Origin of the sequence: Pseudomonas fluorescens (genome assembly GCF_902497625.1) — a bacterium.
In the GTDB taxonomy this organism is placed as follows: Bacteria; Pseudomonadota; Gammaproteobacteria; order Pseudomonadales; family Pseudomonadaceae; genus Aquipseudomonas; species Aquipseudomonas fluorescens_BQ.
Genome location: NZ_CABVGX010000065.1, coordinates 1 through 24,961, shown reverse-complemented (window position 1 = coordinate 24,961; position 24,961 = coordinate 1). Strand labels below are relative to the sequence as shown.

The window sequence follows — 24,961 nt, the reverse complement described above, 5'->3', positions numbered from 1 at the left end:
GCGCTGAGACGTGCCAGCAACGTCGGCAGATCCAGCAAACCGTCCTCAACCAGCGTCATTGCCAAAGGTAATAACAGTTCAACGCTGCTGATGCCCGGCTCAGTCGCACCGAATGGCGCCAGTTTGGCGTCGCGCTCATGCGGCTGGTGATGGCTGGAGATGGCCGAAACCACCCCTGATTTTACAGCTTCGCGCAGGCCGTCGCGATCCGCACGGGTCCGCAGCGGTGGCTGCACGTGATAGAGGCTGTTGAAGTCGATCAGCGCCTCATCGGTAAGAATCAGCTGATACAACGCCACGTCTGCGGTCACCGGCAAACCGCGCGCCTGGGCCTGAGCGATCAACGCTACGCCGCGAGCACTGGTGAGCTGGCTGAAGTGCGCACGCACGCCACTTTGCTCGACCAGCAGCAGATCTCGCGCCAGCGCCACAGTTTCCGCGGTTTCAGGAATGCCCGGCAAGCCAAGGAAACTGGCGGTCGGCCCTTCATGCGCCAAGCCACCTTCGGCCAGATCATGGTCCTGCGAATTGAAGATCACCGTCAGGTCGAAAGTCGCTGCATATTCCAGCGCCCGACACAGCGTGCGCGTGTTGCGGAAACTCTCCAGGCCGTTGCCGAAGGCCACGCAACCAGCATCGCGCAAGGCAACCAGCTCGGCCAGTTGCTCGCCGTCCAGGCCCTTGCTCAACGCGCCGATGGGGAACACCTTGGTATTTCCGGCCTCGCGGGAACGGTCGAGGATCAGTTCGGCCACTGCCGAGGTGTCGAGCACCGGTTTGGTCTTTGGCGGGCAGCACAGGCTGGTCACACCGCCAGCTGCGGCAGCGCGGGTTTCGCTGACAATCGAGCCCTTGCGGCTGTAACCCGGCTCGCGCAGGGCGACGTTGAGGTCGACCAGCCCCGGGGCGGCGATCAGCCCTTGAGCGTCGATGGTATCAGCCGCGACGAAGTCCGCCGGGGCGGCGCCGATCGCGATAATCTTGCAGGCTTGCACATGAATGTCGGTAACTTGATCCAGTCCGCTGACGGGATCGATGACGCGAGCGCCGAGGATGCTGAGCTTCACTGGGCGTTCTCCTGGTCGAATTGGCCTTGTTCTAATTGTCGCTGCGCGGTCTGCCCGCTCATGGCCATGGACAGCACGGCCATACGAATGGCGATCCCGTAGGTCACTTGATTGAGAATGACTGAATGCGGACCGTCGGCCACCGCCGACTCAATCTCCACGCCGCGGTTGATCGGGCCCGGGTGCATGACGATGCAATCCGGTTTCGCGCCGGCCAGACGCGCAGTGGTCAGGCCGAACAGGCGGTAGAACTCGCCTTCGCTCGGCAACAGGCCGCCGGTCATGCGCTCGCGTTGCAGGCGGAGCATGATCACCACGTCCACGTCTTTCAGGCCTTCGGTCATGTCGGTGTAGACCTTCACGCCGTATTGCTCGACTCCGATCGGCAGCAGGGTTTTCGGCGCGATCACGCGGATGTCGGGGCACCCGAGGGTTTTCAGCGCGAGCATGTTCGAGCGCGCGACCCGCGAGTGCAGGATGTCGCCGACAATCGCCACCGAAAGGTTTTCAAAGCCGCCCTTGTGCCGACGGATTGTCAACATGTCGAGCATGCCTTGGGTCGGGTGTGCATGGCGGCCGTCGCCGCCATTGATGATCGCCACCTGCGGGCACACGTGCTCGGCGATGAAGTGTGCGGCGCCGGAGTCACCGTGACGCACGACAAACATGTCAGCGGCCATGGCTTCAAGGTTGCGCAGGGTGTCGAGCAGGGTTTCGCCCTTGCTCGCCGAGGACGTCGACACGTTGAGCGTGATTACGTCCGCCGACAACCGTTGGGCCGCCAGTTCGAAGGTCGTGCGGGTGCGGGTGGAGTTTTCGAAGAACACGTTGCACACGGTCTTGCCGCGCAGCAAAGGGACTTTCTTCACGGCCCGGGCGCCGACTTCGAGGAACGAGTCGGCGGTGTCGAGGATTTCCGTCAGCAACTCGCGGCGCAAGCCGTCGAGCGAGAGGAAGTGGCGCAGCTGGCCCTGATCATTGAGCTGCAGCGGGCGCTTGGTGTCTAGAGGCGTCATCGCGAGGGGGATTCTCAATAAGGGCAGGTTTAAGGGGCGACATCCTGGAATTCGAGCTTGAGTTCCGGGCCGGACAGTTTCACGCGTTGATTGGCCGCCAGGGCCAGGGTCGCGCCGACGACGTTCGGGCGGATCGGTAATTCGCCGGCGTCCAGGTCCAACAGGCAGACCAGTGTCACGCTGGCCGGGCGGCCGTAGTCAAACAATTCGTTGAGGGCCGCGCGGATAGTGCGGCCGCTCATCAGCACGTCGTCGATCAGGACCAGATGCTGGCCTTCGATCTCGAACGGCAGGGCCGACGGGCGCACCTGCGGGTGCAGGCCATTCTGGCTGAAATCGTCGCGATAGAAGGAGACGTCCAGCGTGCCGAGAGGCGAGTCGCTGCCCATCTCATCGAGCAGTGCTTGAGCGACCCAGACGCCGCCGGTACGAATGCCGATGTAGCGTGGTTCGCTGATGCTGCGATGGTGCAGATGTTCCGTGAGACGGATCGCCATCTGGCTGATCAGTTCGGCGGGATTGGGCAGGCTCATGATTGCTCCTTCTTGGGCCCGAGCCGGTGCTACCTGGAGGGGGGCTCAGGGTGTTACAGCTAAGAGAGACGCGCAGGCGACTCTTCAGGATTCGAACAGTGCGGTGTTTTCGTCGAGCCAGCCTTGCAGCAGCAAAGCCGCAGCAATGGCGTCGACCGGGTTGTCTCGGTAGCTGCCCTTTTGTCCGCCGCGGTCGCGCCGTTCGCCCTTGGCTTCGAAGGTGGTCAGGCGTTCATCGTGGGTATAGAAGGGCAGGTTGTAGCGGCCATTGAGGCGGCGAGCGAATTTCTCGGCGCGCAGGCACATTTCGCTGGGCGTGCCGTCCATGTTCAGCGGCAAGCCAACTACCACGGCGTCGGGTTTCCATTCCTTGATCAGCGCTTCCACCTGGTTCCAGTCGGGAACACCGTTTTGCGCTTTCAAAGTGCACAGCTCACGGGCCTGGCCGGTAATCACCTGGCCGACCGCTACGCCGATCTGTTTGGTGCCGTAATCGAAACCCAGAATCAGGCGCAGGGCCATCAGGCGTGCCCCGCCTGGCTGGTCAGCAGGCTGAGGTTGATGCCGAGGTGTCTGGCAGCGGCTTCGAGGCGCAACTCGCTGCTGGTGTTGAACAGGATGTCGGCGTCATACGGGCAGGTCAGCCAGGCATTGTCGGCCAGCTCGGCCTCGAGCTGCCCTGCTTCCCATCCGGCATACCCCAGGGTGATGACACTTTTCGCCGGGCCGACGCCGTCGGCGATGGCGAACAGAACGTCCTGGGAGGTCGACAGAGACAGATCGCCTTCCAGATCAACGGTCGCCTGAAAGGTTTTTCCGGACGGGTGAAGGACAAAGCCGCGATCAGTCTGCACCGGGCCGCCGATGAAGATCGGTACGTGCTGGCACAGTGCCGGTGGGTCGATATCGGGGCGCAATTGTTCAAGGATGTCGGCCAGGTTCAGGTCCTGGGGACGGTTAACGACGAGCCCCATCGCACCATTGGCGGTGTGCTCGACGATGTAGGTCAAGGTGTGCGCAAAATTCGGGTCGGCCATGTGCGGCATGGCGATCAGAAAGTGATGCTTGAGGTAGCTGGGGCTGACGTTCTTCATGAGCGCTAGTGTGGCGTTGGAGGGGCGAACTGACAAGTCGGGGATGTACAGGAAAATGCGATCGCACCTCCGTGTGGCAGCTGGCGAAGCCTGCGTTCGAGGACGCAGTCCCCGCCAACTGGCAGAACACATGTCCTGAGGGAAACCCTATGGCGATTACGACTGCTTTGCAGCCTGACGCAGCCTGACGCAGCCTGACGCAGGCTTCGCCAGCTGCTACAGGGTTCGGGTCGTTTTTAATTACTTGAAAGCTTATCGCCACGCGCAAATTTCCACGTGCGGATGATTTCCAGCCGGTCGATGTCCGACAAGTCCCCGGTAAACGGCGAAAAAGGTGCCGCAAGGCGCACTATGCGCTGTGCCGCCTGATCCAGCAGCGGTTGTCCAGATGACTCCAGTACCAACACTTCGTAGAGCGAGCCATCGCGGTTGATCGAGACCATCAGGCGCAGGTTGCCATAGATTTGTTTGCGCCGCGCTTCGTCGGGGTAGTTGAGATTGCCGATGCGCTCGACCTTCTTGCGCCATTCGTCCTTGTACCAGGCGCCCTTGTCACGCATGGTCGATGCGGCGCTCAGGCGGTGGATGCGCGGACGCTTGGCGTACAACTGTTGTTCGTTAGCCAGTTCCGCTTCGAGGCTGGCGATGTCGCTGGACAGCTGCGAGCTGTCGAACGTGGGGGCCGCCACTGCCGGCTTCGGTTGAGTCTTGGGGGTTTCAGTCTTGGCCGGGGCTTTTTGCGGTTTAGGCGCAACGGTGGTCACGGCCGCTTTGGGCGGCGCTTGCTGAACTTCAGGCTTGGCGGCAGGGGGCGGCGTGACTTTCTTTACCTTGTTGTCCTGGAACGGCGCCACTTCGGTGGTCTTCGGAATTGCCTTCTTGTCCAGGGTGCCGCTGCCTTGCTGGTTTTCCTGAGCGAGGAAATCGGCCTTTTCCGGCGTCTTCTCGCTCTTGAACGTGGCCAGGGTGATTTCCAGCGTGCGGGTAATCTGCTTGGGCTCGACCATGCTGAAGCCGATGCCCAGCAGCAACGCCAAATGAATCAGCGCTGCAAGAAACAGGGTAAAACCGAGACGATCGGCCGGGCGCACGCCACGATGGGCGAGTTCAGCGGGGAGATCGGACGGAAGTGTCATGGGGTAAAAACCAACATCGCGTTTTAATGAGCTCGGCATGATAACGCAATGTTGGTTTTTAGCTTCAAGCGGCAAGCTTCAAGCGACAAGATGCACAGGGGCAGCCGCGAGCTTCAAGCTGCAAGCTGCGAGTTAAGAGCTTGTCGCTTGGCTTCAAGCTTGCGGCTTGGAGCTTGCGGCTTGCAGCTGGCGATTTATCGCCTCCATCAGCAGTCCGCCGATGTCGGTGCCAAAGGCATTGTCGATTTCGCGGATGCAGGTCGGGCTGGTGACGTTGATTTCTGTCAGGTGCTCGCCGATCACGTCGAGGCCGACGAACAGCAGGCCTTTTTCGCGCAGGGTCGGGCCGACTTGCGCGGCAATCCAGCGATCCTTGTCGCTCAACGGACGCGCTTCTCCACGACCGCCAGCGGCCAGGTTGCCACGGGTTTCGCCCGCCGCAGGGATACGCGCCAGGCAGTAATCCACCGGCTCGCCGTCGATCATCAGGATGCGCTTGTCGCCGTCCTTGATCGCTGGCAGGTAGGCCTGGCCCATGATTTGTTGAGTGCCCAGCGCGGTCAGCGTCTCGAGAATCACCGACAGGTTCGGATCGCCCGCGCGGTGGCGGAAGATCGAAGTGCCACCCATGCCGTCCAGCGGCTTGAGGATGACGTCGCCGTGTTTTGCGGCAAATTCGCGCAGCACGTCGGCGCGGCGGCTGACCACTGTGGGCGGGGTGCACTGCGGAAACAGCGTGGCGAACAGCTTTTCATTACAGTCGCGCAGGCTTTGCGGCTTGTTGACGATCAACACGCCCGCGCGCTCGGCCTGTTCCAGCAAGTAAGTGGAGTAGACGAATTCCATGTCGAACGGCGGATCCTTGCGCATCAGGATCACGTCGAGATCGCTCAGCAAGGTGTCGGTCTCGGCTTCGAGCTCGAACCACTTTTCCGGGTTGGCGAACACTTTCAGTGGACGCATGCGCGCCCGGGCTTCGCCTTCACCCTGATACAAATCGCGCTGTTCCATATAGAACAGATCCCAGCCGCGCTTCTGCGCAGCCAGCAGCATGGCCAGCGAGCTATCCTTTTTATAGGAGATGCTGGCGATAGGGTCCATGACAATCCCGACACGAACGCTCATGGGTAATTCCTCTGAAAATGGATGAGGCCTGTGCCGATCCCTGTGGGAGTGAGCCTGCTCGCGATGGACTGCAGAACACCGTATTTATCCTGCCGAGACGCGTCACCGTTTGCGATCATCGCGAGCAGGCTCGCTCCTACAGAAGATCAGGCCGAAGGACCGTATAAAAGTGGCGTCAGAGTGGCGCTGAGTGTGTTCCCGGTCAAGGAAAAACCACTGTGACGGTCGGTCGATAGATTGGTTCTGGAGACTGTGCTAAAAAGGCTGCGATGCAGTGCTGGCCCTTGAGCATCAAGGGTTTCGGGCCGCCGATAACCGGCAAACGGACATATTGATTCGCAAAGGCGACGGTAGAGCATTTATGGAACAGCATTCCAGCGCCTTGAAGGTCATGGTGATCGACGATTCGAAAACGATTCGCCGCACCGCTGAAACGCTTTTGAAAAATGTGGGGTGTGAAGTCATCACGGCCATCGACGGTTTCGATGCGCTGGCGAAAATTGCCGACCATCATCCCGGGATCATCTTTGTCGACATCATGATGCCGCGCCTGGATGGCTATCAGACCTGCGCGTTGATCAAGAACAACAGCGCGTTTAAGTCGACGCCAGTGATTATGCTGTCGTCCAAGGACGGGCTGTTCGACAAGGCCAAGGGGCGCATCGTCGGCTCCGATCAGTTTTTGACCAAGCCTTTCAGCAAGGATGAGCTGCTGAACGCGATCCAGGCCCATGTACCGGGCTTTGCCGCCGTTCTGCCGCAGTAGGACACGCACCATGACGCTTGGCCAGCGGGCCTGACGTCGACAAGAAAAATGGGGATAAACCATGGCACGAATTCTGATCGTCGATGATTCGCCGACCGAAATGTACAAACTGACCGGCATGCTGGAAAAGCACGGTCATACAGTGTTGAAAGCGGAAAACGGCGCCGACGGCGTAGCGCTGGCTCGCCAGGAAAAACCCGACGCGGTATTGATGGATATCGTCATGCCCGGCCTCAACGGTTTTCAGGCTACGCGCCAGCTGACCAAAGATCCGGACACCGGGCACATCCCGGTGATCATCATCACCACCAAGGATCAGGAAACCGACAAGGTCTGGGGCACGCGCCAGGGCGCCAAGGATTACCTGACCAAACCGGTCGACGAAGAAACCCTGATTGCCACACTGAATAAAGTGCTGCCTGTTTGATCAGCCGGCCATGAGCGAATCGCTGACCGCGTTCGAACTGCTGCTGCAGATCGATCAGCGCTGTCGTTTGCTGGCGGCGGACTTGCCGTCCCAGCCGAGCCGACAGGACCGCTGGAGCGGTATCGGTTTCCGCCTCGGGGAACACGGGTACGTTGCGCCCATGGGCGAGATCGGCGAAGTCCTGCATGAACCCGGGTTCACCCAGCTGCCCGGGGTTAAGCCCTGGGTGAAAGGCGTGGCCAACCTGCGTGGGCGCTTGTTGCCGATCGTGGATCTGTGCGCGTTTGTCGGCCAGGAACTGTCGTCGTCGCGTAAACAACGGCGCGTGTTGGTGGTGGAACATAACGAGGTGTTTGCCGGGTTGCTGGTCGATGAAGTGTTCGGCCTGCAACACTTTGCCCAGGACACGCTGGAGCCGGTGTTGATGGATGACCTGCACGGGCCGATGTCGGCGTTCATCAGCGGCAGGTTTCAGCGCGAACAGACCTGGCAGGTATTCAGCCCGTTTGCGTTGGTGCAGTCGCACAGTTTCATGCACGTAGCGCTGTGAGCACGCGTTGTCTCATGTAGCAGCTGCCGAAGGCTGCGTTGTCTCATGTAGCAGCTGCCGAAGGCTGCGTTGTCTTATGTAGCAGCTGCCGAAGGCTGCGTTCGAGGGCGAAGCCCTCGCAGGGGCAGGCAGTACGGTTTGCAGAAATAGCGCAGCGCGAAGTTTGCGACTGCTTCGCAGTCGGACGCAGGCTGCGCCAGCTGCTACATAACACCGTGCAGGCTGCGCCAGCTGCTACAAAACATCGTGCAGGTGGCGTGTATTAGCGATCACAGCCAATTCAGCTGTTCAGGCGAGGACCGATGATAAAAGCAAAAACAGGCAAGCCAGAGGGATCGCGCAGTCGTTCGCAGATCATCGTGCTGTTCATCGCACTGATCGTGTTCATCATGCTGCTGTTCGCCAATTTTGCTTACCTCAACACCCAGGCGACTTACGACAAGCAGTACATCGGTCACGCCGGTGAACTGCGCGTGTTGTCCCAACGCATCGCCAAGAATGCCACCGAAGCTGCCGCCGGCAAGGCCGCCGCGTTCAAGTTGCTCAGCGACGCGCGCAATGATTTTGCGCGGCGCTGGGGTTATCTGAAAAAAGGCGACCCGGCTACCGGATTGCCGCCCGCGCCATCCACCGTGCGCCCGGAAATGCGCGCGGTGCAAATGGACTGGGAGCGCCTGCTGAAAAACACCGACGCGATTCTCTCCAGCGAGCAGACCGTGTTGTCCCTGCATCAAGTGGCAGCGACACTCGCCGAGACGGTGCCGCAGCTGCAGGTCGAGTACGAGAAAGTCGTGGAAACTCTTCTGCAGCGAGGGGCGCCGTCCGCGCAGGTGGCCATGGCCCAGCGTCAGTCGCTGCTGGCCGAGCGGATCCTCGGCGCGGTGCACACTGTGTTGTCGGGCGATGAAAACTCGCAACAGGCCGCCGATGCCTTCGGTCGCGACGCCGCGCGATTTGGTCAGGTGCTTAATGGCATGTTGCAGGGCAATCAGACGCTGAGGGTCAGTCAGGTGGAAGATCGCGAAGCCCGCGCTCGCCTGGTGGAGATTTCCGAACTGTTTGAATTTGTCTCCGGCTCCGTGGATGAAATCCTCGAAACCTCGCCGGAGTTGTTCAAGGTTCGCGAATCGGCCACCAACATATTCAGCCTCTCGCAAACCTTGCTCGATGAAGCATCCCACCTGGCCACAGGTTTTGAAAATCTCGCCGACGGGCGCGATCTGGACACCATCGGCGGCTATGTATTGGGCTTGCTGGCGCTGACCTCGATCATCCTCATCGGTCTGGTGATGGTGCGTGAAACCAACCGGCAATTGCGTGAAACCGCCGAGAAAAACGAACGCAACCAGAACGCGATCATGCGCTTGCTGGATGAAATCGAAGACCTCGCCGACGGCGACCTGACGGTCACGGCTTCGGTGACTGAAGACTTCACCGGCACCATCGCCGACTCTATCAACTATTCGGTGGACCAACTGCGCGACCTGGTCGCGACCATCAACCTGACCGCTGGGCAAGTCGCGGCCGCCGTGCAGGAAACCCAGGCGACCGCCATGCACCTGGCCGAGGCTTCCGAGCATCAGGCGCAGCAGATTTCCGACGCCTCTACAGCGATCAACGACATGGTGCAATCCATCGACCAGGTCTCGGCGAACGCGGCCGAGTCTTCGGCGGTCGCCGAGCGTTCGGTGGAGATCGCCAACAAAGGCAACGAAGTGGTACACAACACCATTCATGGCATGGATAACATTCGCGAACAGATTCAGGACACGGCCAAACGCATCAAGCGCCTCGGCGAGTCTTCGCAGGAAATTGGCGACATCGTCAGCCTGATCGATGACATTGCCGACCAGACCAACATCCTTGCCCTCAACGCTGCGATTCAGGCATCCATGGCAGGTGATGCAGGACGTGGTTTTGCCGTGGTCGCCGATGAAGTGCAGCGCCTTGCCGAGCGCTCATCTGCCGCGACGCAGCAGATCGAAACGCTGGTGCGGGCGATTCAGACCGACACCAATGAAGCGGTCATTTCCATGGAGCAGACCACTACCGAAGTGGTACGTGGCGCGCGTCTGGCGCAGGATGCCGGGGTGGCCCTGGAGGAAATCGAGGGCGTGTCGAAAACCCTCGCCGCGTTGATCCAGAGTATCTCTAACGCGGCGCAACAACAGACGTCGTCGGCCGGTCAGATTTCCCTGACGATGAATGTGATTCAGCAGATCACCACGCAGACTTCGTCGGGCTCCACCGCCACGGCCGACAGCATTGGTAATCTGGCGAAGATGGCCAGCGAACTGCGCCGATCGGTGTCCGGTTTTACGTTGCCGGCCGCAGTTAAACCGTGAAATATCAACGGGCGAGTGGGTTTTCGAGTAGGGCAGTGATTTGGAGTGGATATGGGTGATCGGCACGACTACGTGGCCCTCGAGTGGGTCAAAGGCGAGATTGCCGAAACGCTGAAACTCGCTCATCAAGCGATCGAAGCGCTGCTGGATGACCCGCAGGCGACGCACGTGCTGGATGAGTGTCTGGCGTGGGTCCATCAGGTCCATGGCGCTTTGCAAATGGCCGAGTTTTATGGGGCGGCGCTGCTCGCCGAAGAAATGGAACACCTGACTCGCGCTCTGCTGGGCAATCGGGTGAGTCACCGCGACGAGGGCATCCACCTGCTGATGCAGGCTTTGGGGCAACTGCCGATTTACCTCGACCGCGTGCAAGGCGCACGCCGCGACTTGCCTCTGGTGGTGTTGCCGCTGATCAACGATCTGCGCAGTGCTCGCGGCGACAGCCTGCTGTCGGAAACCAGCCTGTTCACGCCACGATTGCCGGACGTCCCTCCGTTGAGCGAAGAATCGCTGGCGCTACTGCAGCCCGCGGATCTGCCGAGCATGTTACGCAAGCTGCGGCAGATGTTGCAGGTGGCGCTCGTCGGATTGCTCCGCGAGCAGGATAGCGACACTCATCTCGGTTATCTGAGCAAAGTATTCTTACGGCTGGAAGCGCTGTGCGGCAGCGCGCCATTGAGCCCGCTGTGGCAAGTGGCCTCAGCGCTGGTCGAAGGCATGCGCGACGGCTCGATCGCCAACAGTCCGGCCCTGCGCAGCTTGTTCAAGGACGCCGACAAAGAACTCAAGCGCCTGCTCGAACAGGGCATGCGCGGCATCAATCACCCGGCACCGCCGGAGCTCCTCAAGAGCTTGCTGTTTTATATTGCCAAAGCCGAACACCCCACCGGGCAGATGCTGACCATGAAAGATCGCTATGCACTGGACGACGCGCTGCCTGACAGCGCAATGGTCGACGAAGAGCGCGCGCGGCTCGCCGGGCCCGACCGTGATGCCATGCGCTCGGTGCTCGCGGCCCTGTGCGAAGAACTGGTGCGGGTCAAGGAACGTCTCGACCTGTTCGTGCGCAGCGATCGTCAGCATGCGTCGGAACTCACCAGCCTGCTCGCGCCACTGCGGCAGATCGCCGACACCCTCGCCGTGCTCGGTTTCGGTCAGCCACGCAAAGTCATCATCGATCAGCTGGCTGTGGTCCTGAGCCTTGCCCAGGGCCAGCGCGAACCCAACGATGCGATCCTGATGGACGTCGCCGGCGCCTTGCTTTACGTCGAGGCGACGCTGTCAGGCATGGTTGGCACCGTCGAGCCGGAGAGCCAGGAAGAAAGCCGTCTGCCCACTACGGACCTGACCCAGATTCATCAGATCGTGATCAAGGAAGCGCGCATCTGTTTGCAGCAGGCTAAAGACCTGATCGTCGACTACATCGACGCTGACTGGGACCCGCAGACACTACAACCGTTACCGGCGTTGCTCACGCAAGTGCGCGGCGCCCTGGCGATGATCCCGCTGAGCCGCGCGGCGAGTCTGATCGAGAGCTGCAACCATTTCATCGGAGAGCGTCTTCTGCTGGATGCGGATCAGCCCGGCTGGGAGCAACTCGACAGCCTGGCTGACGCCATCTCCAGTCTTGAATATTATCTTGAACGCCTCAGCGACGACCCCGAGGCACAGGGTGATCAACTGCTCGACGTCGCCGAACAAAGCCTGGCATCCCTGGGTTATTTCCCCAGAGAACAAAACGTGCCGGTGCTTGAGGATGTGCTCACCCCGAGTGAAGCGTTGGTGATGCAGGACCTGCAGGAACTGGACGACCCCGAGGTGGTGCAGACCCTGGCGCAAGTGCTCGCCAGCCCCGTGTCGGCGCTCAACCCGCCGGCGCTGAGTACGCCGGGCAGCCTGTTGCCGCCACCCAGCGACGAACCGCCGGTAGATGATGAACTGCGTGAAGTCTTTCTCGAAGAAACCGACGAAGTGCTGGAGGTCATTCGCGAATATCTGCCGCGCTGGGCCGCCAACCTTGGCGACAAACCTGCGCTTATCGAATTGCGCCGGGCGTTCCACACGCTCAAGGGCAGCGGTCGCATGGTTCGCGCGCTGGTACTCGGCGAGTTGGCCTGGGCTGTGGAAGACCTGCTCAATCGTGTGCTCGAAAACAGCGTCCCGCCAGGGCCTGGCGTGCAACAATTGCTGGCCGATGTGCTTGAGCGGCTGCCGCCACTGATCGCAGATTTTGCCGCCAGCGCTCAACGTCAGCGCCTCGATGTGGATCAATTGGCCGCCCGCGCTCACGCTCTTGCCAAGGGCCATCAGCCGCTGGCCGCCGAGGACGTGCAGGATGTAGCGGCCCTCGATCCGCTGCTGCTGGAGATCTTCCGCAACGAGGCGGAAGCGCATTTGGCCAGCCTTAACCGTTTTCTCGATCAGGCCGCCGAGCATCTGCCGCTGCAGGCCAGCGATGAATTGCAGCGTGCCTTGCATACGCTCAAGGGCAGTGCCTCGATGGCCGGCGTGTTGCCGATCGCCGGGCTGGCAACTCCGCTCGACCAGATGGCCCGAGAGTATAAGGCGCACCTGATTGCCCTTGACCTTGATGAGGTCGAATTGCTGCTCGAAGCTGAGGGTGTGTTTCGTGTCGGCCTGCGCCAGCTCAAGGTCGATCCGCTGGCCGAGATCCCCGGCGCGCCGTCGTTGATCGCGCGGGCCCAGGCATTGCTCGATGCGCGTCTGGAGACCCATCTGCGGGCGCCAAGCAGCGCGCTTCGGACCAAACGCGACCCGCAGTTGATCAACAATTTCCTCGCCCAAGGCATGGACATTCTGCTCGACGCCGAAAGTCTGCTGCAGCGCTGGCAGCAGCATCCCGGCGAACGTCAGGAATTGAGCGCGCTGCTGGACGAACTGACCACCCTCGGCGAAGGCGCGCACCTGGCGGATCTGCAGCCGGTGGACGAACTTTGCGAGGCCTTGCTCGATCTGTATGGCGCGGTCGAAGAAAGCAGCCTGGGGGTCAGCGAGCGGTTTTTCCATGAAGCTCAAAGCGCCCACGAGGCACTGATCAACATGCTTGATCAACTGGCCGCCGGCCAGGAAGTCAGCGCGCAACCGCAACGCACGCGAGCGCTGCGCGAATTGCTCGATGAGGGACTTGATCCCTCGGCGACGGGGCTGATTCGCAGCGACGGCAGCCGCACCCTGAGCATTCGCGAGCTGGGCAGCGCCACCGCCGAACTTGAAAACACACTCTCCCCTGTGGGCGCGAGACTGCTCGCTCCCACAAAGGATCGTGCAGTCGAGCTGGACGACGAGATTGTGTCGATCTTCCTCGAAGAAGCGGTGGACATTCTTGAGAGCGCTGGCCAAGCCTTGCAGCGCTGGCTCGGTGACCCGGCCAATGCCGCTCCATTGTTGTCCTTGCAGCGTGATTTGCACACGCTCAAGGGCGGTGCGCGGATGGCCGAGGTCGAGCCGGTCGGTGATCTCGCCCATGAGCTGGAAAGTCTGTACGAAGGATTGGTCGATCGCCGCTACAACCACAGCGAAGCCTTGGCGCACCTGCTGCAACAAAGCCATGACCGGCTTGCGCAACTGCTGGAACAGTTGCAGACCCAATCCCCCATGGCTGACCCGTGCGACTTGATTGAGGCCATTGGCGAGTTTCGTCAGGGCAACATCATCACCGCCGAAACTGCCGAGCCGGACGGCACCGATGACTCACCCGGGCATGACCCGGAGCTGCTCGAGGTCTTCCTTGAGGAAGGCTTCGACATCATCGAAAACTCCGGCGCCGCGCTGTTGCGCTGGCAGGGCGAACCGTCCAGTCGACAGGAGATCGAAACCCTGCTGCGCGACCTGCACACGCTCAAGGGCGGCGCGCGGATGGTCGAAATTGCGCCGATCGGCGACCTCGCGCATGAGCTGGAATTTCTTTACGAAGGCCTGTCCGCCGGTACCCTCCAACCGACACCTGCGTTACTGACGCTATTGCAGAACTGTCACGACCGGTTGGCGCAAATGCTCGACGCGGTAAGAGCCGAGCAACCGCCGTTGCCAGCGGATCATTTGATCGAGGCGATCAGGAATTTCAGCCAGCCTGTTGAGCGGCAATCTGTCGCGCCGCTGGCATCGTCTAAAGTGGAAAACCTTGCGCCATCAGCCGACGTCGGCGCAGACACGGTCAAGGTCTCCGCCGAACTGCTTGATGATCTGGTCAACCTCGCCGGAGAAACTTCTATCTTCCGAGGCCGGATCGAACAACAGGTCAACGATGCGCGAGTGGCCCTCTCTGAAATGGAAACCACCATCGAACGTATGCGTGATCAATTGCGCAGGCTCGATACCGAAACCCAGGGGCGCATTCTTAGCCGCCAGCAGGTCGACGCCGAACGCTTGGGTTATGAAGAATTCGATCCGCTGGAAATGGACCGCCATTCGCAGTTGCAGCAATTGTCCCGCGCGTTGTTTGAATCCGCCTCTGACTTGCTCGACCTCAAGGAAACCCTCGACCGGCGCAATCAGGATGCGCAAAACCTGCTGCAACAACAGGGCCGTATCAATACCGAGTTGCAGGAGGGCTTGATGCGTACGCGGATGGTGCCGTTCGAACGGATGCTGCCGCGCTTGAAGCGCATCGTCCGCCAGGTTGCCAGCGAACTGGGCAAGGACGTGGCATTTGTCGTCGGCAACGCTGAAGGCGAAATGGACCGCAGTGTGCTCGAGCGCATGGCCGCGCCGCTGGAACACATGCTGCGCAACGCCGTCGATCATGGTCTGGAAGCCGCCGATGTGCGCTTGGTGGCGGGAAAACCGGCCCAGGGTCGAATCACCCTGGACCTGTTGCGCGAGGGCGGCGACATCATTTTCGACATTCGCGACGATGGTGCCGGCGTGCCACTGGACGCGGTGCGACGCAAGGCGATCAAGCGCGGTTTGCTCCAGCCTGACAGCGACATCAGCGATCGCGACGTGCTCCAGTTCATCCTGCAGCCGGGCTTCTCTACTGCTGAGAAAATCACCCAGATTTCCGGCCGTGGCGTGGGTATGGACGTCGTTCATGAAGAGGTTCGGCAATTGGGCGGCAGCATGAGCATCGACTCGGTGCCGGGGCAGGGCGTGCATTTTCGCATCAGGCTACCGTTCACCGTGTCGGTCAACCGGGCGCTGATGGTTCAGTGCGCCGAGGATCAATACGCAATCCCGCTGAACACCATCGACGGCATCGTACGGGTACTGCCCAATGAGCTGGAAGGGCATTATCGGCTCGATCCACCGACCTACCAATACGCCGGGCAGCGCTATGAATTGTGTTATTTGGGTGAGCTGCTGAAAACCGGTCTGCGCCCGAAATTGTTGGGCCAGAGCCAGCCGTTGCCGGTGTTGTTGGTGCAGTGCAACGAGCGCCACATTGCCGTGCAGGTCGACGCGATGGCGGGCACCCGCGAGATTGTGGTCAAGAGTCTGGGCCCGCAGTTTGCAGCGGTGCAAGGTTTGTCCGGGGCAACGATCCTGGGCGATGGCCGGGTGGTGCTGATTCTCGACCTGCTGGGGCCGATCCGGGCAATGCAGGCACGGTTGCCGCAACTGCCGCCAATTCACGACGTCGAAGTCGAAGTGCGCAAACCATTGCTGGTGCTGGTGGTCGACGACTCGGTCACGGTGCGCAAGGTCACCAGCCGTTTGCTCGAGCGCCACGGCATGAATGTTCTGACGGCCAAGGACGGGGTCGATGCCATGTTGGTGCTTGAAGAGCACCTGCCGGACCTGATGCTGCTGGACATCGAAATGCCGCGTATGGACGGTTTCGAAGTGGCCACGCAAGTGCGCGCCGACGAGCGTTTGCAACACCTGCCGATCATCATGATCACTTCGCGCACCGGGCAAAAGCACCGCGACCGCGCCATGGCCATCGGCGTCAACGATTACCTCGGCAAGCCGTATCAGGAATCGGTGCTGCTCGAAAGCATCGCCTTGTGGAGCAAGCTCCATGCTTGAACATCGCTCCAGTCACCTCACCGGATTGCTGCTGCCCCTGGCGGACCGCAACCTGATCCTGCCCAATGTAGCCGTCGCCGAGTTGATCGACTACCAGCCAGCGGCGTTCGATCTCGACACGCCGCCGTGGTACCTGGGGCGGGTGACGTGGCGCAATCGACAGATTCCGCTGCTGAGTTTCGAATCGGCATGTGCCAGCAAGGTCGTCATCGGCGAACGCGCGCGGATCGTCATCCTCAATGCGCTTGGCGGGCGTCCGGAACTCAAGTTCATCGCGTTGCTGGTGCAGGGGATTCCACGCTCTTACAAGCTCGATAGCCAGTTGAGCTATGTGGATGTGCCGTTGTGCGCACTGGAGCGGGCGGCGGTACAGGTCGGCGAGCAAGTAGCGAAAGTCCCGGATCTGCTGGCGCTGGAGGCATTGCTGGTGAATGCAGGGTTGGTCTGAGCGCATCTTGGCGAACTGGCCTGTGCAAGCGAGAGCGAGCGGCGAGTCGACTTGCCTGCGAAGGCGTCAGCTCGCGCATTCTTGATTTTATTTACCAATGCCAGCGACAGATGGAAACATTGCGTTGTCTGCTTTCAAGCGTGAGCCTTGCGCGCTGTTGTAATGAATTTCGAGGGAAGCAATACATGTATCACGGGGAAAAATTGAACGCCTGGACGCATTTGGTCGGGGCGGTGGCGGCGACGATCGGGGTGGTGTGGATGCTGGTGATCGCCAGCATGGATGGCAGCCCGTGGAAGATCGTCAGCGTGGCAATTTACGGTTTTACGCTGATGGTGCTCTACAGCGCATCGACCGTTTACCACAGCGTGCGCGGGCGCAAGAAAGAGCTCATGCAAAAGGTTGATCACTTTTCGATCTACCTGCTCATTGCCGGCAGTTACACGCCGTTTTGTCTGGTGACTTTGCGCGGGCCGTGGGGCTGGACACTATTCGGGATTGTCTGGGGATTGGCAATTATCGGCATCCTGCAGGAAATCAAGCCACGCTCTGAAGCACGAATTCTGTCGATCTTGATTTACGCGGTGATGGGCTGGATCGTGTTGATCGCAGTCAAGCCACTGCTGGCAGCGCTGGGCAGCACCGGTTTCGCATGGCTGGCGTCGGGCGGAATTTTGTACACGGTGGGGATCATCTTTTTCGCGCTTGATCACCGGTTGCGGCATGCACACGGGATCTGGCATCTGTTTGTCATCGCCGGGAGTGTGCTGCACTTTGTGGCGATTTTGTTTTATGTTTTGTAGACCCGTAACACAGTGACTCTGTGACTTAGTGACTCTATAACTCTATGACTCTATGACTCTATGACTCTGTGGCGAGGGGGCTTGCCCCCGTTCAGCTGCGAAGCAGTTGTCATCCAGCCCCTGCGATGTGTGGCTGAGAACATGAGGGACGCTGCGCGACCCAACGGGGGCAAGCCCCCTCGCCACATCATTTTGGGAGTTTTGGGAGTTTTGGGAGTCCTGGAGGCTTTAGAAATCCCCCTCAAGCTGCTGTACCACCGCCAACGCCACCACCGGCGCGGTCTCGGTGCGCAGTACTCGCGGACCAAGGCGCGCGGCGTGGAAACCAGCGCCCTTGGCCTGATCGACCTCGGCATCGGTCAGGCCACCCTCGGGTCCGATCAGAAAAGCCAGCGTGATTCTGTGGCGAGGGGGCTTGCCCCCGTTCAGCTGCGAAGCAGTTGTCATCCAGCCCCCGCGATGTGTGGCTGAGAACATTGAGGGACGCTTCGCGACCCAACGGGGGCAAGCCCCCTCGCCACAAAGTCTTGGGACTTTTGGGGCGCCTGGAGGCTTTAGAAATCCCCCCAAAGCTGCTGTGCCACCGCCAACGCCACCACCGGCGCGGTCTCGGTGCGCAGTACTCGCGGGCCAAGGCGTGCCGCATGGAAACCAACGCCCTTGGCCTGATCGACCTCGGCATCGGTCAGGCCGCCCTCGGGTCCGATCAGAAAAGCCAGCGTCGCCGGTTTTTCGTGACTTACCAGCGGCTCCGCCACCGGGTGCAGCACCAGTTTCAACCCGGCTTCAGTCTGCTTCAGCCAGTCCGCCAGCAGCAGCGGCGGATGAATGACCGGCACTCGCGACCGCCCGCATTGTTCGCAGGCGCTGATCGCCACCTGGCGCCAGTGCATCAGGCGTTTGTCGGCGCGTTCGTCCTTGAGGCGCACTTCACAGCGATCGCTGAAGATCGGGGTGATCTCGCTGACGCCCAGTTCCGTGGCTTTTTGGATCGCCCAGTCCATACGCTCGCCACGGGACAGGCCCTGGCCAAGGTGGATCTGCAACGGCGACTCCACTTGCCCGGCGAAGCTTTCATCAATCTGCACGACCACGCGTTTCTTGCCGACCTCGGCCAGTGTCGCCCGAAACTCGTTGCCCGAGCCGTCGAACAGTTGCACGGGATCGCCCTCGGCCATGCGCAGCACGCGACTGATGTAATGGGCCTGGGCTTCGGGCAGTTCGTGTTCGCCAGTGCTCAGGGCGGCGTCGATAAAAAAACGGGACAGTCTCATGCGGGGTCTCTACTGAATTGATCGTTCCCACGCTCTGCGTGGGAATGCCTCACCGGACGCTCTGCGTCCGCTTTTGGGACACGGAGCGTCCCGGGCTGCATTCCCACGCCGAGCGTGGGAACGAGCACCATATAATCAGCCCGGATCACGAAAACCCGGATGAAAGTTTTCCGGCACCGAAACACTGACACCTTCACGGGTGGCAATGTCGATCCCTTCGCTGGCCACTTCAGCCAGAAAATCAATCTGCTCGGTCGTGATCACATAAGGTGGAAGGAAATACACCACGCTGCCCAACGGCCGCAGCAAGGCGCCACGCTCCAGGGCATGCTGGAACACCTTCAAGCCACGGCGTTCCTGCCACGGATAGGCTTCTTTTGTCGCCTTGTCCTTGACCATCTCGATGGCCAGTACCATGCCGGTCTGGCGCACTTCCGCCACGTTAGGGTGGTCGGCCAGATGCGCGGTCGAGGAGGCCATGCGCTGGACAAGGGCCTTGTTGTTTTCGATCACATTGTCTTCTTCGAAGATATCCAGCGTCGCCAACGCCGCCGCGCACGCCAGCGGATTGCCGGTGTAACTGTGCGAATGCAGGAAGGCGCGCAGGGTCGGGTAATCGTCGTAGAACGCGCTGTAGACATCTTCCGTGGTGACGCACGCCGCCAGCGGCAAATATCCACCGGTCAGGGCTTTGGACAAACACAGGAAATCGGGGCGAATGCCGGCCTGTTCACAGGCAAACATGGTCCCGGTGCGGCCAAAGCCCACGGCGATTTCATCATGAATCAAGTGCACGCCGTAACGGTCGCAGGCTTCGCGCAGCAATTTCAGGTAAGTCGGGTGATACATGCGCATTCCACCGGCGCCCTGGATCAACGGTTCGACAATCACCGCCGCGACTGTGCCGTGATTTTCCGCGAGGGTCTGCTCCATCGCGGCAAACATGTTGCGCGAGTGTTCTTCCCAGCTCATGCCTTGTGGGCGCAGATAGCAATCGGGGCTTGGCACCTTGATCGTATCGAGCAGCAGCGCTTTATAGGTTTCGGTGAATAGCGGCACGTCGCCTACCGACATCGCCGCCATGGTTTCGCCGTGATAACTGTTAGTCAGCGTGACGAAGCGCTTTTTGTTCGGCTGGCCGCGATTGAGCCAGTAGTGAAAGCTCATTTTCAGCGCGACTTCGATGCAGGACGAACCGTTGTCGGCGTAGAAGCACCGGGTCAGGCCTTCCGGTGTCATCTTCACCAGACGCTCGGACAGTTCGATCACCGGCTGATGGCTGAAACCGGCGAGGATGACGTGCTCGAGTTGATCGACCTGATCCTTGATGCGCTGGTTGATCCGCGGGTTGGCATGGCCGAACACGTTGACCCACCAGGAGCTGACCGCGTCGAGGTAGCGCTTGCCCTCGAAATCTTCAAGCCACACGCCTTCACCGCGTTTGATCGGGATCAGCGGCAGTTGTTCGTGGTCTTTCATCTGGGTGCAGGGATGCCACAGCACCGCGAGGTCGCGTTGCATCCACTGATTGTTCAGGCCCATGTTCTGTCTCCTTGAGGCGATCCGCGTCAGACGCGGCCATGCAATCGCGCAAGCCTATGCAATGCATCGCCCGGGAACAACCTATTGTATTGAACGAGCAACTTTGTACCGACCGAGAGACGTTGCTGGCGGCCATTTGATGGCTGACGTATTCTTCGCTGTTCTTGGAGTCGTCTGACTCGCAAAACCGTTTTTTCTTACGTTATTTCCGGAGTTCGCTGAATGTCTGCTGGTTGGCTGCGCGCCTGTGCGCTGGTGATATTGGGCCTGTTCAGCGTGTCCGCGCTGGCCAAGGATAAAACAGCCATCGTGATCGGCGGTGGCCTGTCCGGCCTGACAGCCGCTTACGAACTGCAGAACAAGGGCTGGCAGGTGACGTTGCTCGAAGCCAAGCCGAGCCTGGGCGGTCGCTCCGGCATGGCCAGCAGCGAGTGGATAGGCAACGACAAGACGCAACCGGTGTTGAACAAATACGTCTCGACGTTCAAGCTGAGCACCACGCCGGCGCCTGAGTTCGTGCGTACGCCGAGTTACCTCATCGACGGCGTGTATTACACCGCTGCCGACCTGGCCACCAAGGAACCGGCGACGGCCGAAGCGCTCAAGCGCTACGAAAAAACCGTCGACGATCTCGCGCGCTCCATTGAGGATCCGCAGAATCCGGCCGCGAACAACACGCTGCATGCGCTGGATCAGATCAACGTCTCCAACTGGCTCGACCGCCTGACCTTGCCTGCCACGGCCCGGCAGTTGATCAATCAGCAGATTCGTACCCGCTATGACGAACCTTCGCGCCTGTCGCTGCTGTATTTCGCACAGCAGGGCCGCGTCTATCAGGGCGTTTCCGACCGTGATTTGCGTGCTTCGCGCCTGCTCGGCGGCAGCCCGGTGCTGGCGCAAGCGTTCGTAAAGCAGCTGAAAACCATCAAGACCAGCGCCCCGGTGTCGGCCATCATACAGTCCAAGGACAGTGTGACGGTCAAAGTCGGCAGCGTCGGCTATCAGGCGGACTACGTGGTGGTAGCGGTACCATTGCGCGCGCTGAACAAGATCCAGATGACTCCGGCGCTGGATGCCCAGCATCTGGGCGCGATCAAAGGCACCAACTACGGTTGGCGCGACCAGATCATGTTGAAATTCAAGGCGCCGGTGTGGGAAAGCAAGGCGCGTATGTCGGGCGAGATCTACAGCAATACCGGTCTGGGCATGTTGTGGGTAGAGCCAGCGCTGAAGGGCGGCGCCAACGTGGTCATCAACCTGTCGGGCGATAACGCGCGGGTGATGCAGGCATTTGGCGACAAGCAGATGGCCGACCAGGTGCTGATTCGCATGCACGCGTTTTATCCTCAGGCGCGCGGGTCGTTCACCGGTTATGAAATTCGTCGCTACAGCACCGACCCGTCGATGGGCGGCGCCTACCTGGCCTTTGGCCCGGGTCAGATCAGCAAATACTGGCGCCTGTGGGAACGGCCGCTGCAGCGCGTAGCGTTCGCCGGCGAACACACCGACACCTTGTACCCGGGCACACTGGAAGGTGCATTGCGCACCGGTCAGCGCGCGGCCAGCCAGGTTGAAGACCTGGCGGCCGGCAAGTCGTTTGAGCCGGCGAAGGTTGTGCCTGCAGCGACGGCGGCAGCAGCGGGTGCGGTGGCGGCGAAGAAGGGCAACTTTTTCAGCAATCTGTTTGGTGGTGCTTCGGACGAGGACAAGAAGCCAGAGCCCGTGAAGGCCGCGGCGCCGGTTGCTCCGGTTGCGCCAGCACCCGCTCCAGTGCCCGTTCCGGCGCCTGCGCCGGTCGAAGCGCCGAAGCCTGCAGCACCGGTGAAAACCGAGCCGGCTAAAAAAGCCGCGGTCAAAGCACCGGTGAAAAAACCGGCGGCGAAAGCCGACACCAGGAAGGCGCCTGCGAAAGCACCGGTGAAGAAGGCCGAACCGGCGAAAAAGCCGGCGGCCAAACCGGCGACGACTACTGAGACCAAGGCTCAGTAACGTTCAGGTTCGAAAAAAACGCGGCCTGAGGGCCGCGTTTTTTTGGCTCACTCGTTTGCGTCCTACAGGATTTAGCGGTGAATCAGAGATTGCCTACAAGATTATCGGAAGTGAATGATTGATGGTGCTTGAAGTTCAAACATATGCTCTTCAAGAATTTTGGAGGTTATATGAGAATCCTAGTAGGAGTTGTGGTAGTAGTCGTACTTTCTGGCTGTACAAGCGGTGAGTTTTTCCCAAAGGGCTATGGCAATCAGCTGGCCTACAAATGTGATATTGATCCGTATAACTATGAATGCCTTAATCCTCCGCCAATCTTCAAAAATTAATCAGCAGAAAAGTTGCTAGGTACGATTAGAGAGGGCCTAGTGAAAACTTCCATTCCTTTATCTCCGTCCCATTTTCCAGCACTCTGGTGAATCTTTCTTTTGCCTTCGGAATACGACCCGGGACGAACCCAGAGCGAGCCCAGCACAGACTTCCCGTGCGCTGGTCGTAAATGACGAGATTACCGTCGTCTTGAATCACCATACACGTGTTGTACCACAGCGATTTATCAGTGCTATGGGTGCTCTCGGCAATCCACAAACGCCTCCGGGACGGATCATAAAGGAAGCCGCTGTTACTGATCACAAACATAAGCGGCTCACGCATTTTTTTTGGGTACAAGGTTCTGCTGTAAATCTGACTGCCGTCTGCGGTCCAGACTACAGTTGCTCCATCGCTGATGACTAAGTTTCCATCAGCTTGCAATATCAATTTGAATCGCCCGTTGCCTGACATTAAATATTGCCCCGGCGTCATCGCCTGGTTAGCTGGGAGCAACGGGGATCCACTTGCCTGGAAGGGTATAGTAGGAATAGCCATGTTTTTCACCTTGAGAATGAGTCTGTTGAGCGCTCATTTGATCAAGTTCGGGTACGAAAATAGCGGTATATATTGCTTGGTCTGATATATGTTCCGCCGGCAGCACGGGTAAGAAAAGCTCGCTGCAAGCTGGGTCCTTCGGACCGGTCAAAACGCAACAAAGGTGGGGTAGTGAAGGAGAGTCAGCTCACGCCAGCGGGTTAGTGTCAGGAGTTCGCTTCGGGTCGCGTTCTGACGATGGGGCCGTCACTGACACCGCACAAATTCCCCCTCGCCACTAACATCTCGCCACAAGATCGCCTTTAATACTTCCTTAACCCACCTATTTCAGACTCTTGATCGTATTTCTCGATATTTCAAAGCGAAATTTTCCGCTTTAATTCGATAGATATCTCGATAGTCTTGGTCGCAGTTCTCACAGGATCTGGGTAATGCAGCTACGTAACTCTTCTTCGCGCTATGGTTGGGTCAGCATTTTCATACATTGGACGGTGGCCTTGGCAGTGTTCGGGTTGTTCGCATCGGGCCTGTGGATGGTCGGTCTCGATTACTACAGCACCTGGCGCAAAGATGCGCCGGACCTGCACAAAAGCATCGGTCTGGTGTTGTTGGCGGTGATGGTTCTTCGCGTGCTCTGGCGCTTTGTCAGCCCTCCACCGTCTACGCTGGAGAGCTATAGCCGCATGACGCGCATCGGCGCGAAATTTGGCCATTCCTTTCTGTACCTCAGTCTGTTCGCCGTGATGATTGCCGGTTACCTGATTTCCACCGCAGACGGTGTCGGGATTCCGGTGTTTGGCCTGTTCGAAGTCCCTGCGCTGGTGTCCGGACTACCGGACCAGGCAGACACAGCTGGTTTGATTCATTTCTATCTGGCGTGGGTACTGGTAATTTTTTCCGGTCTCCATGCGTTGGCAGCACTGAAACACCACTTTATCGACCGTGATGCGACCCTGGCTCGAATGCTGGGTCGCAAAGCCTGAAGTTCAACCTCGACTCCAAAGGAATAGAAAGCATGTTGAAAAAAACCCTCGCCGCTCTGGCAATTGGTTCCGCGCTGCTGTCCGCAGGTCACGTCATGGCGGCTGAGTACGTCGTCGACAAGGAAGGTCAGCATGCCTTCGTTGACTTCAAGATCAGCCACTTGGGCTACAGCTTCATCACCGGTACCTTCAAGGATATCGACGGCAAATTCAGCTTCGACGCGGCCAAGCCTGAAGACAGCAAGATCACGTTCAACGTGAACACCGCCAGCGTCTTCACTAACCACGCCGAGCGTGACAAGCACATCGCCAGCAAAGACTTCCTGAACGGTAGCAAAGCGACTTTCGTTTCCACCAGCGTCAAGTCCACCGGCAAGAACGCTGCGGGTAAAGACACTGCTGACGTGACTGGCGACCTGACCCTGCTGGGCGTGACCAAGCCAATCGTGGTCAAGGCCACTTTCCTTGGCGAAGGCAAGGATCCGTGGGGCGGCTACCGTGCCGGCTTTGAAGGCACCACCAGCATCAAGCGTTCCGATTTCGGCAAGCAGAAAGACTTGGGTCCACAGTCTGATGCGGTCGAACTGTACGTTTCGTTTGAAGGTGTGAAAGCGAAGTAATGCTGAGGCCGTAGGAGCTGCCGCAGGCTGCGATCTTTTGATCTTATAAAGATCGCAGCCTGCGGCAGCTCCTACAGAAGCAGTTCGCAGCACAAACAAAAATGCCCCTGATCTCGCGATCCGGGGCATTTTTCATGGCAGTGCTAAATCAGCGATTGCGCGTCAGCAATGCCGGTTTCTCACCGCGTGGACGGCCTGGCAGTTGATCAAGTTGTTCAGGTGTCGGGAAACGATCGGTTTTCGACTCCTTATGAATGATCTTCGGTGCCGGGCCGCGCGGGTTTTGCACGGCAGGTTCGGAGCGTGGCTGATCGTCACGGGCCGGGCGACGGCTGCGACCTTCCTCACGACGGGCCTGACCGTCGCGCGGCGCACCGTTGCGTGGACC

General features: G+C 59.8%; 20 protein-coding genes and 2 pseudogenes. 10 read left to right on the top strand and 12 right to left on the bottom strand.

Features of this window, described 5'->3' with window-relative positions; translation table 11 throughout:
- The 7 genes from F8N12_RS25765 to gshB form a co-directional block, all read right to left on the bottom strand.
- Positions 1-1,067 (bottom strand): dihydroorotase (locus tag F8N12_RS25765; protein ID WP_150582899.1); only part of this gene is annotated, 1,067 nt, incomplete at its 3' end.
- A complete protein-coding gene (locus F8N12_RS25760) occupies positions 1,064-2,083 on the bottom strand; it encodes an aspartate carbamoyltransferase catalytic subunit (RefSeq protein ID WP_150582898.1) in 1,020 nt (339 codons plus the stop codon). The genes F8N12_RS25760 and F8N12_RS25765, both read right to left, overlap by 4 nt.
- A 29-nt stretch (positions 2,084-2,112) precedes the next feature.
- Positions 2,113-2,616 carry a bifunctional pyr operon transcriptional regulator/uracil phosphoribosyltransferase PyrR gene (gene pyrR / locus F8N12_RS25755; protein ID WP_150582897.1) on the bottom strand — a complete coding sequence of 168 codons (504 nt, stop codon included), beginning with the start codon at positions 2,614-2,616 and terminating at the stop codon, positions 2,113-2,115.
- Positions 2,617-2,700: 84 nt separating this feature from the next.
- The gene (ruvX, locus tag F8N12_RS25750; RefSeq protein ID WP_003213744.1) at positions 2,701-3,138 is read right to left on the bottom strand and encodes a Holliday junction resolvase RuvX; all 438 of its coding nucleotides are present in this window, start codon (positions 3,136-3,138) and stop codon (positions 2,701-2,703) included.
- Positions 3,138-3,710 carry a YqgE/AlgH family protein gene (locus tag F8N12_RS25745; RefSeq protein ID WP_150582896.1) on the bottom strand — a complete coding sequence of 191 codons (573 nt, stop codon included), beginning with the start codon at positions 3,708-3,710 and terminating at the stop codon, positions 3,138-3,140. The genes ruvX and F8N12_RS25745 overlap by 1 nt, the downstream gene beginning before the upstream one ends.
- A gap of 236 nt (positions 3,711-3,946) precedes the next feature.
- Positions 3,947-4,846, bottom strand: a complete 900-nt coding sequence (locus F8N12_RS25740) for an energy transducer TonB (RefSeq protein WP_150582895.1) — start codon at positions 4,844-4,846, stop codon at positions 3,947-3,949.
- A gap of 153 nt (positions 4,847-4,999) precedes the next feature.
- Entirely contained in the window at positions 5,000-5,971 is a 972-nt protein-coding gene (gshB, locus tag F8N12_RS25735; RefSeq protein ID WP_150582894.1) for a glutathione synthase, read from the bottom strand.
- Positions 5,972-6,332: 361 nt separating this feature from the next.
- Between gshB and pilG the strand changes: the two genes are divergently transcribed.
- The 7 genes from pilG to trhA all read left to right on the top strand — a co-directional run bounded on the left by pilG (position 6,333) and on the right by trhA (position 17,298).
- Complete coding sequence (gene pilG / locus F8N12_RS25730) at positions 6,333-6,737, top strand: twitching motility response regulator PilG (RefSeq protein ID WP_028622965.1); 405 nt, start codon at positions 6,333-6,335, stop codon at positions 6,735-6,737.
- 61 nt (positions 6,738-6,798) lie between these two features.
- On the top strand, positions 6,799-7,164 hold the full coding sequence (pilH, locus tag F8N12_RS25725; protein WP_150582893.1) for a twitching motility response regulator PilH: 366 nt from the start codon (positions 6,799-6,801) through the stop codon (positions 7,162-7,164).
- Positions 7,165-7,174: 10 nt separating this feature from the next.
- Positions 7,175-7,714, top strand: a complete 540-nt coding sequence (locus tag F8N12_RS25720) for a chemotaxis protein CheW (protein WP_150582892.1) — start codon at positions 7,175-7,177, stop codon at positions 7,712-7,714.
- A gap of 302 nt (positions 7,715-8,016) precedes the next feature.
- Complete coding sequence (locus tag F8N12_RS25715; protein ID WP_150582891.1) at positions 8,017-10,059, top strand: methyl-accepting chemotaxis protein; 2,043 nt, start codon at positions 8,017-8,019, stop codon at positions 10,057-10,059.
- 51 nt (positions 10,060-10,110) lie between these two features.
- Positions 10,111-16,047 carry an Hpt domain-containing protein gene (locus F8N12_RS25710; RefSeq protein ID WP_150582890.1) on the top strand — a complete coding sequence of 1,979 codons (5,937 nt, stop codon included), beginning with the start codon at positions 10,111-10,113 and terminating at the stop codon, positions 16,045-16,047.
- Positions 16,040-16,495 (top strand): chemotaxis protein CheW, encoded by a 456-nt coding sequence (locus tag F8N12_RS25705; protein WP_150582889.1) that lies wholly within the window; start codon positions 16,040-16,042, stop codon positions 16,493-16,495. The genes F8N12_RS25710 and F8N12_RS25705 overlap by 8 nt, the downstream gene beginning before the upstream one ends.
- 185 nt (positions 16,496-16,680) lie before the next feature.
- Positions 16,681-17,298: a PAQR family membrane homeostasis protein TrhA gene (gene trhA / locus F8N12_RS25700; protein WP_150582888.1), complete on the top strand. Its 618-nt coding sequence runs from the start codon at positions 16,681-16,683 to the stop codon at positions 17,296-17,298.
- A gap of 228 nt (positions 17,299-17,526) precedes the next feature.
- Here the strand turns inward: trhA and F8N12_RS25695 are convergent.
- The 3 genes and pseudogenes from F8N12_RS25695 to F8N12_RS25685 form a co-directional block, all read right to left on the bottom strand.
- Positions 17,527-17,691: pseudogene (locus tag F8N12_RS25695) on the bottom strand (RsmE family RNA methyltransferase); the annotation flags it as partial.
- A gap of 161 nt (positions 17,692-17,852) precedes the next feature.
- A complete protein-coding gene (locus tag F8N12_RS25690; RefSeq protein WP_150582886.1) occupies positions 17,853-18,572 on the bottom strand; it encodes a 16S rRNA (uracil(1498)-N(3))-methyltransferase in 720 nt (239 codons plus the stop codon).
- Between the two features lie 135 nt (positions 18,573-18,707).
- Complete coding sequence (locus F8N12_RS25685; RefSeq protein ID WP_150582885.1) at positions 18,708-20,114, bottom strand: adenosylmethionine--8-amino-7-oxononanoate transaminase; 1,407 nt, start codon at positions 20,112-20,114, stop codon at positions 18,708-18,710.
- Between the two features lie 222 nt (positions 20,115-20,336).
- Here F8N12_RS25685 and F8N12_RS25680 point away from each other — a divergent pair, with 222 nt between their 5' ends.
- Positions 20,337-22,103, top strand: a complete 1,767-nt coding sequence (locus F8N12_RS25680) for a flavin monoamine oxidase family protein (protein WP_150582884.1) — start codon at positions 20,337-20,339, stop codon at positions 22,101-22,103.
- A gap of 354 nt (positions 22,104-22,457) precedes the next feature.
- Here F8N12_RS25680 and F8N12_RS25675 read toward each other — a convergent pair whose 3' ends face one another.
- On the bottom strand, positions 22,458-22,970 hold the full coding sequence (locus tag F8N12_RS25675; RefSeq protein WP_150582883.1) for a hypothetical protein: 513 nt from the start codon (positions 22,968-22,970) through the stop codon (positions 22,458-22,460).
- Positions 22,971-23,401: 431 nt separating this feature from the next.
- Here F8N12_RS25675 and F8N12_RS25670 point away from each other — a divergent pair, with 431 nt between their 5' ends.
- Entirely contained in the window at positions 23,402-23,953 is a 552-nt protein-coding gene (locus tag F8N12_RS25670) for a cytochrome b (RefSeq protein ID WP_150582882.1), read from the top strand.
- A 32-nt stretch (positions 23,954-23,985) separates the two neighbouring features.
- Entirely contained in the window at positions 23,986-24,573 is a 588-nt protein-coding gene (locus tag F8N12_RS25665) for a YceI family protein (RefSeq protein WP_150582881.1), read from the top strand.
- Between the two features lie 148 nt (positions 24,574-24,721).
- On the opposite strand, the pseudogene F8N12_RS25660 reads toward F8N12_RS25665, so the two are convergent.
- Positions 24,722-24,961: pseudogene (locus tag F8N12_RS25660) on the bottom strand (DEAD/DEAH box helicase); the annotation flags it as partial.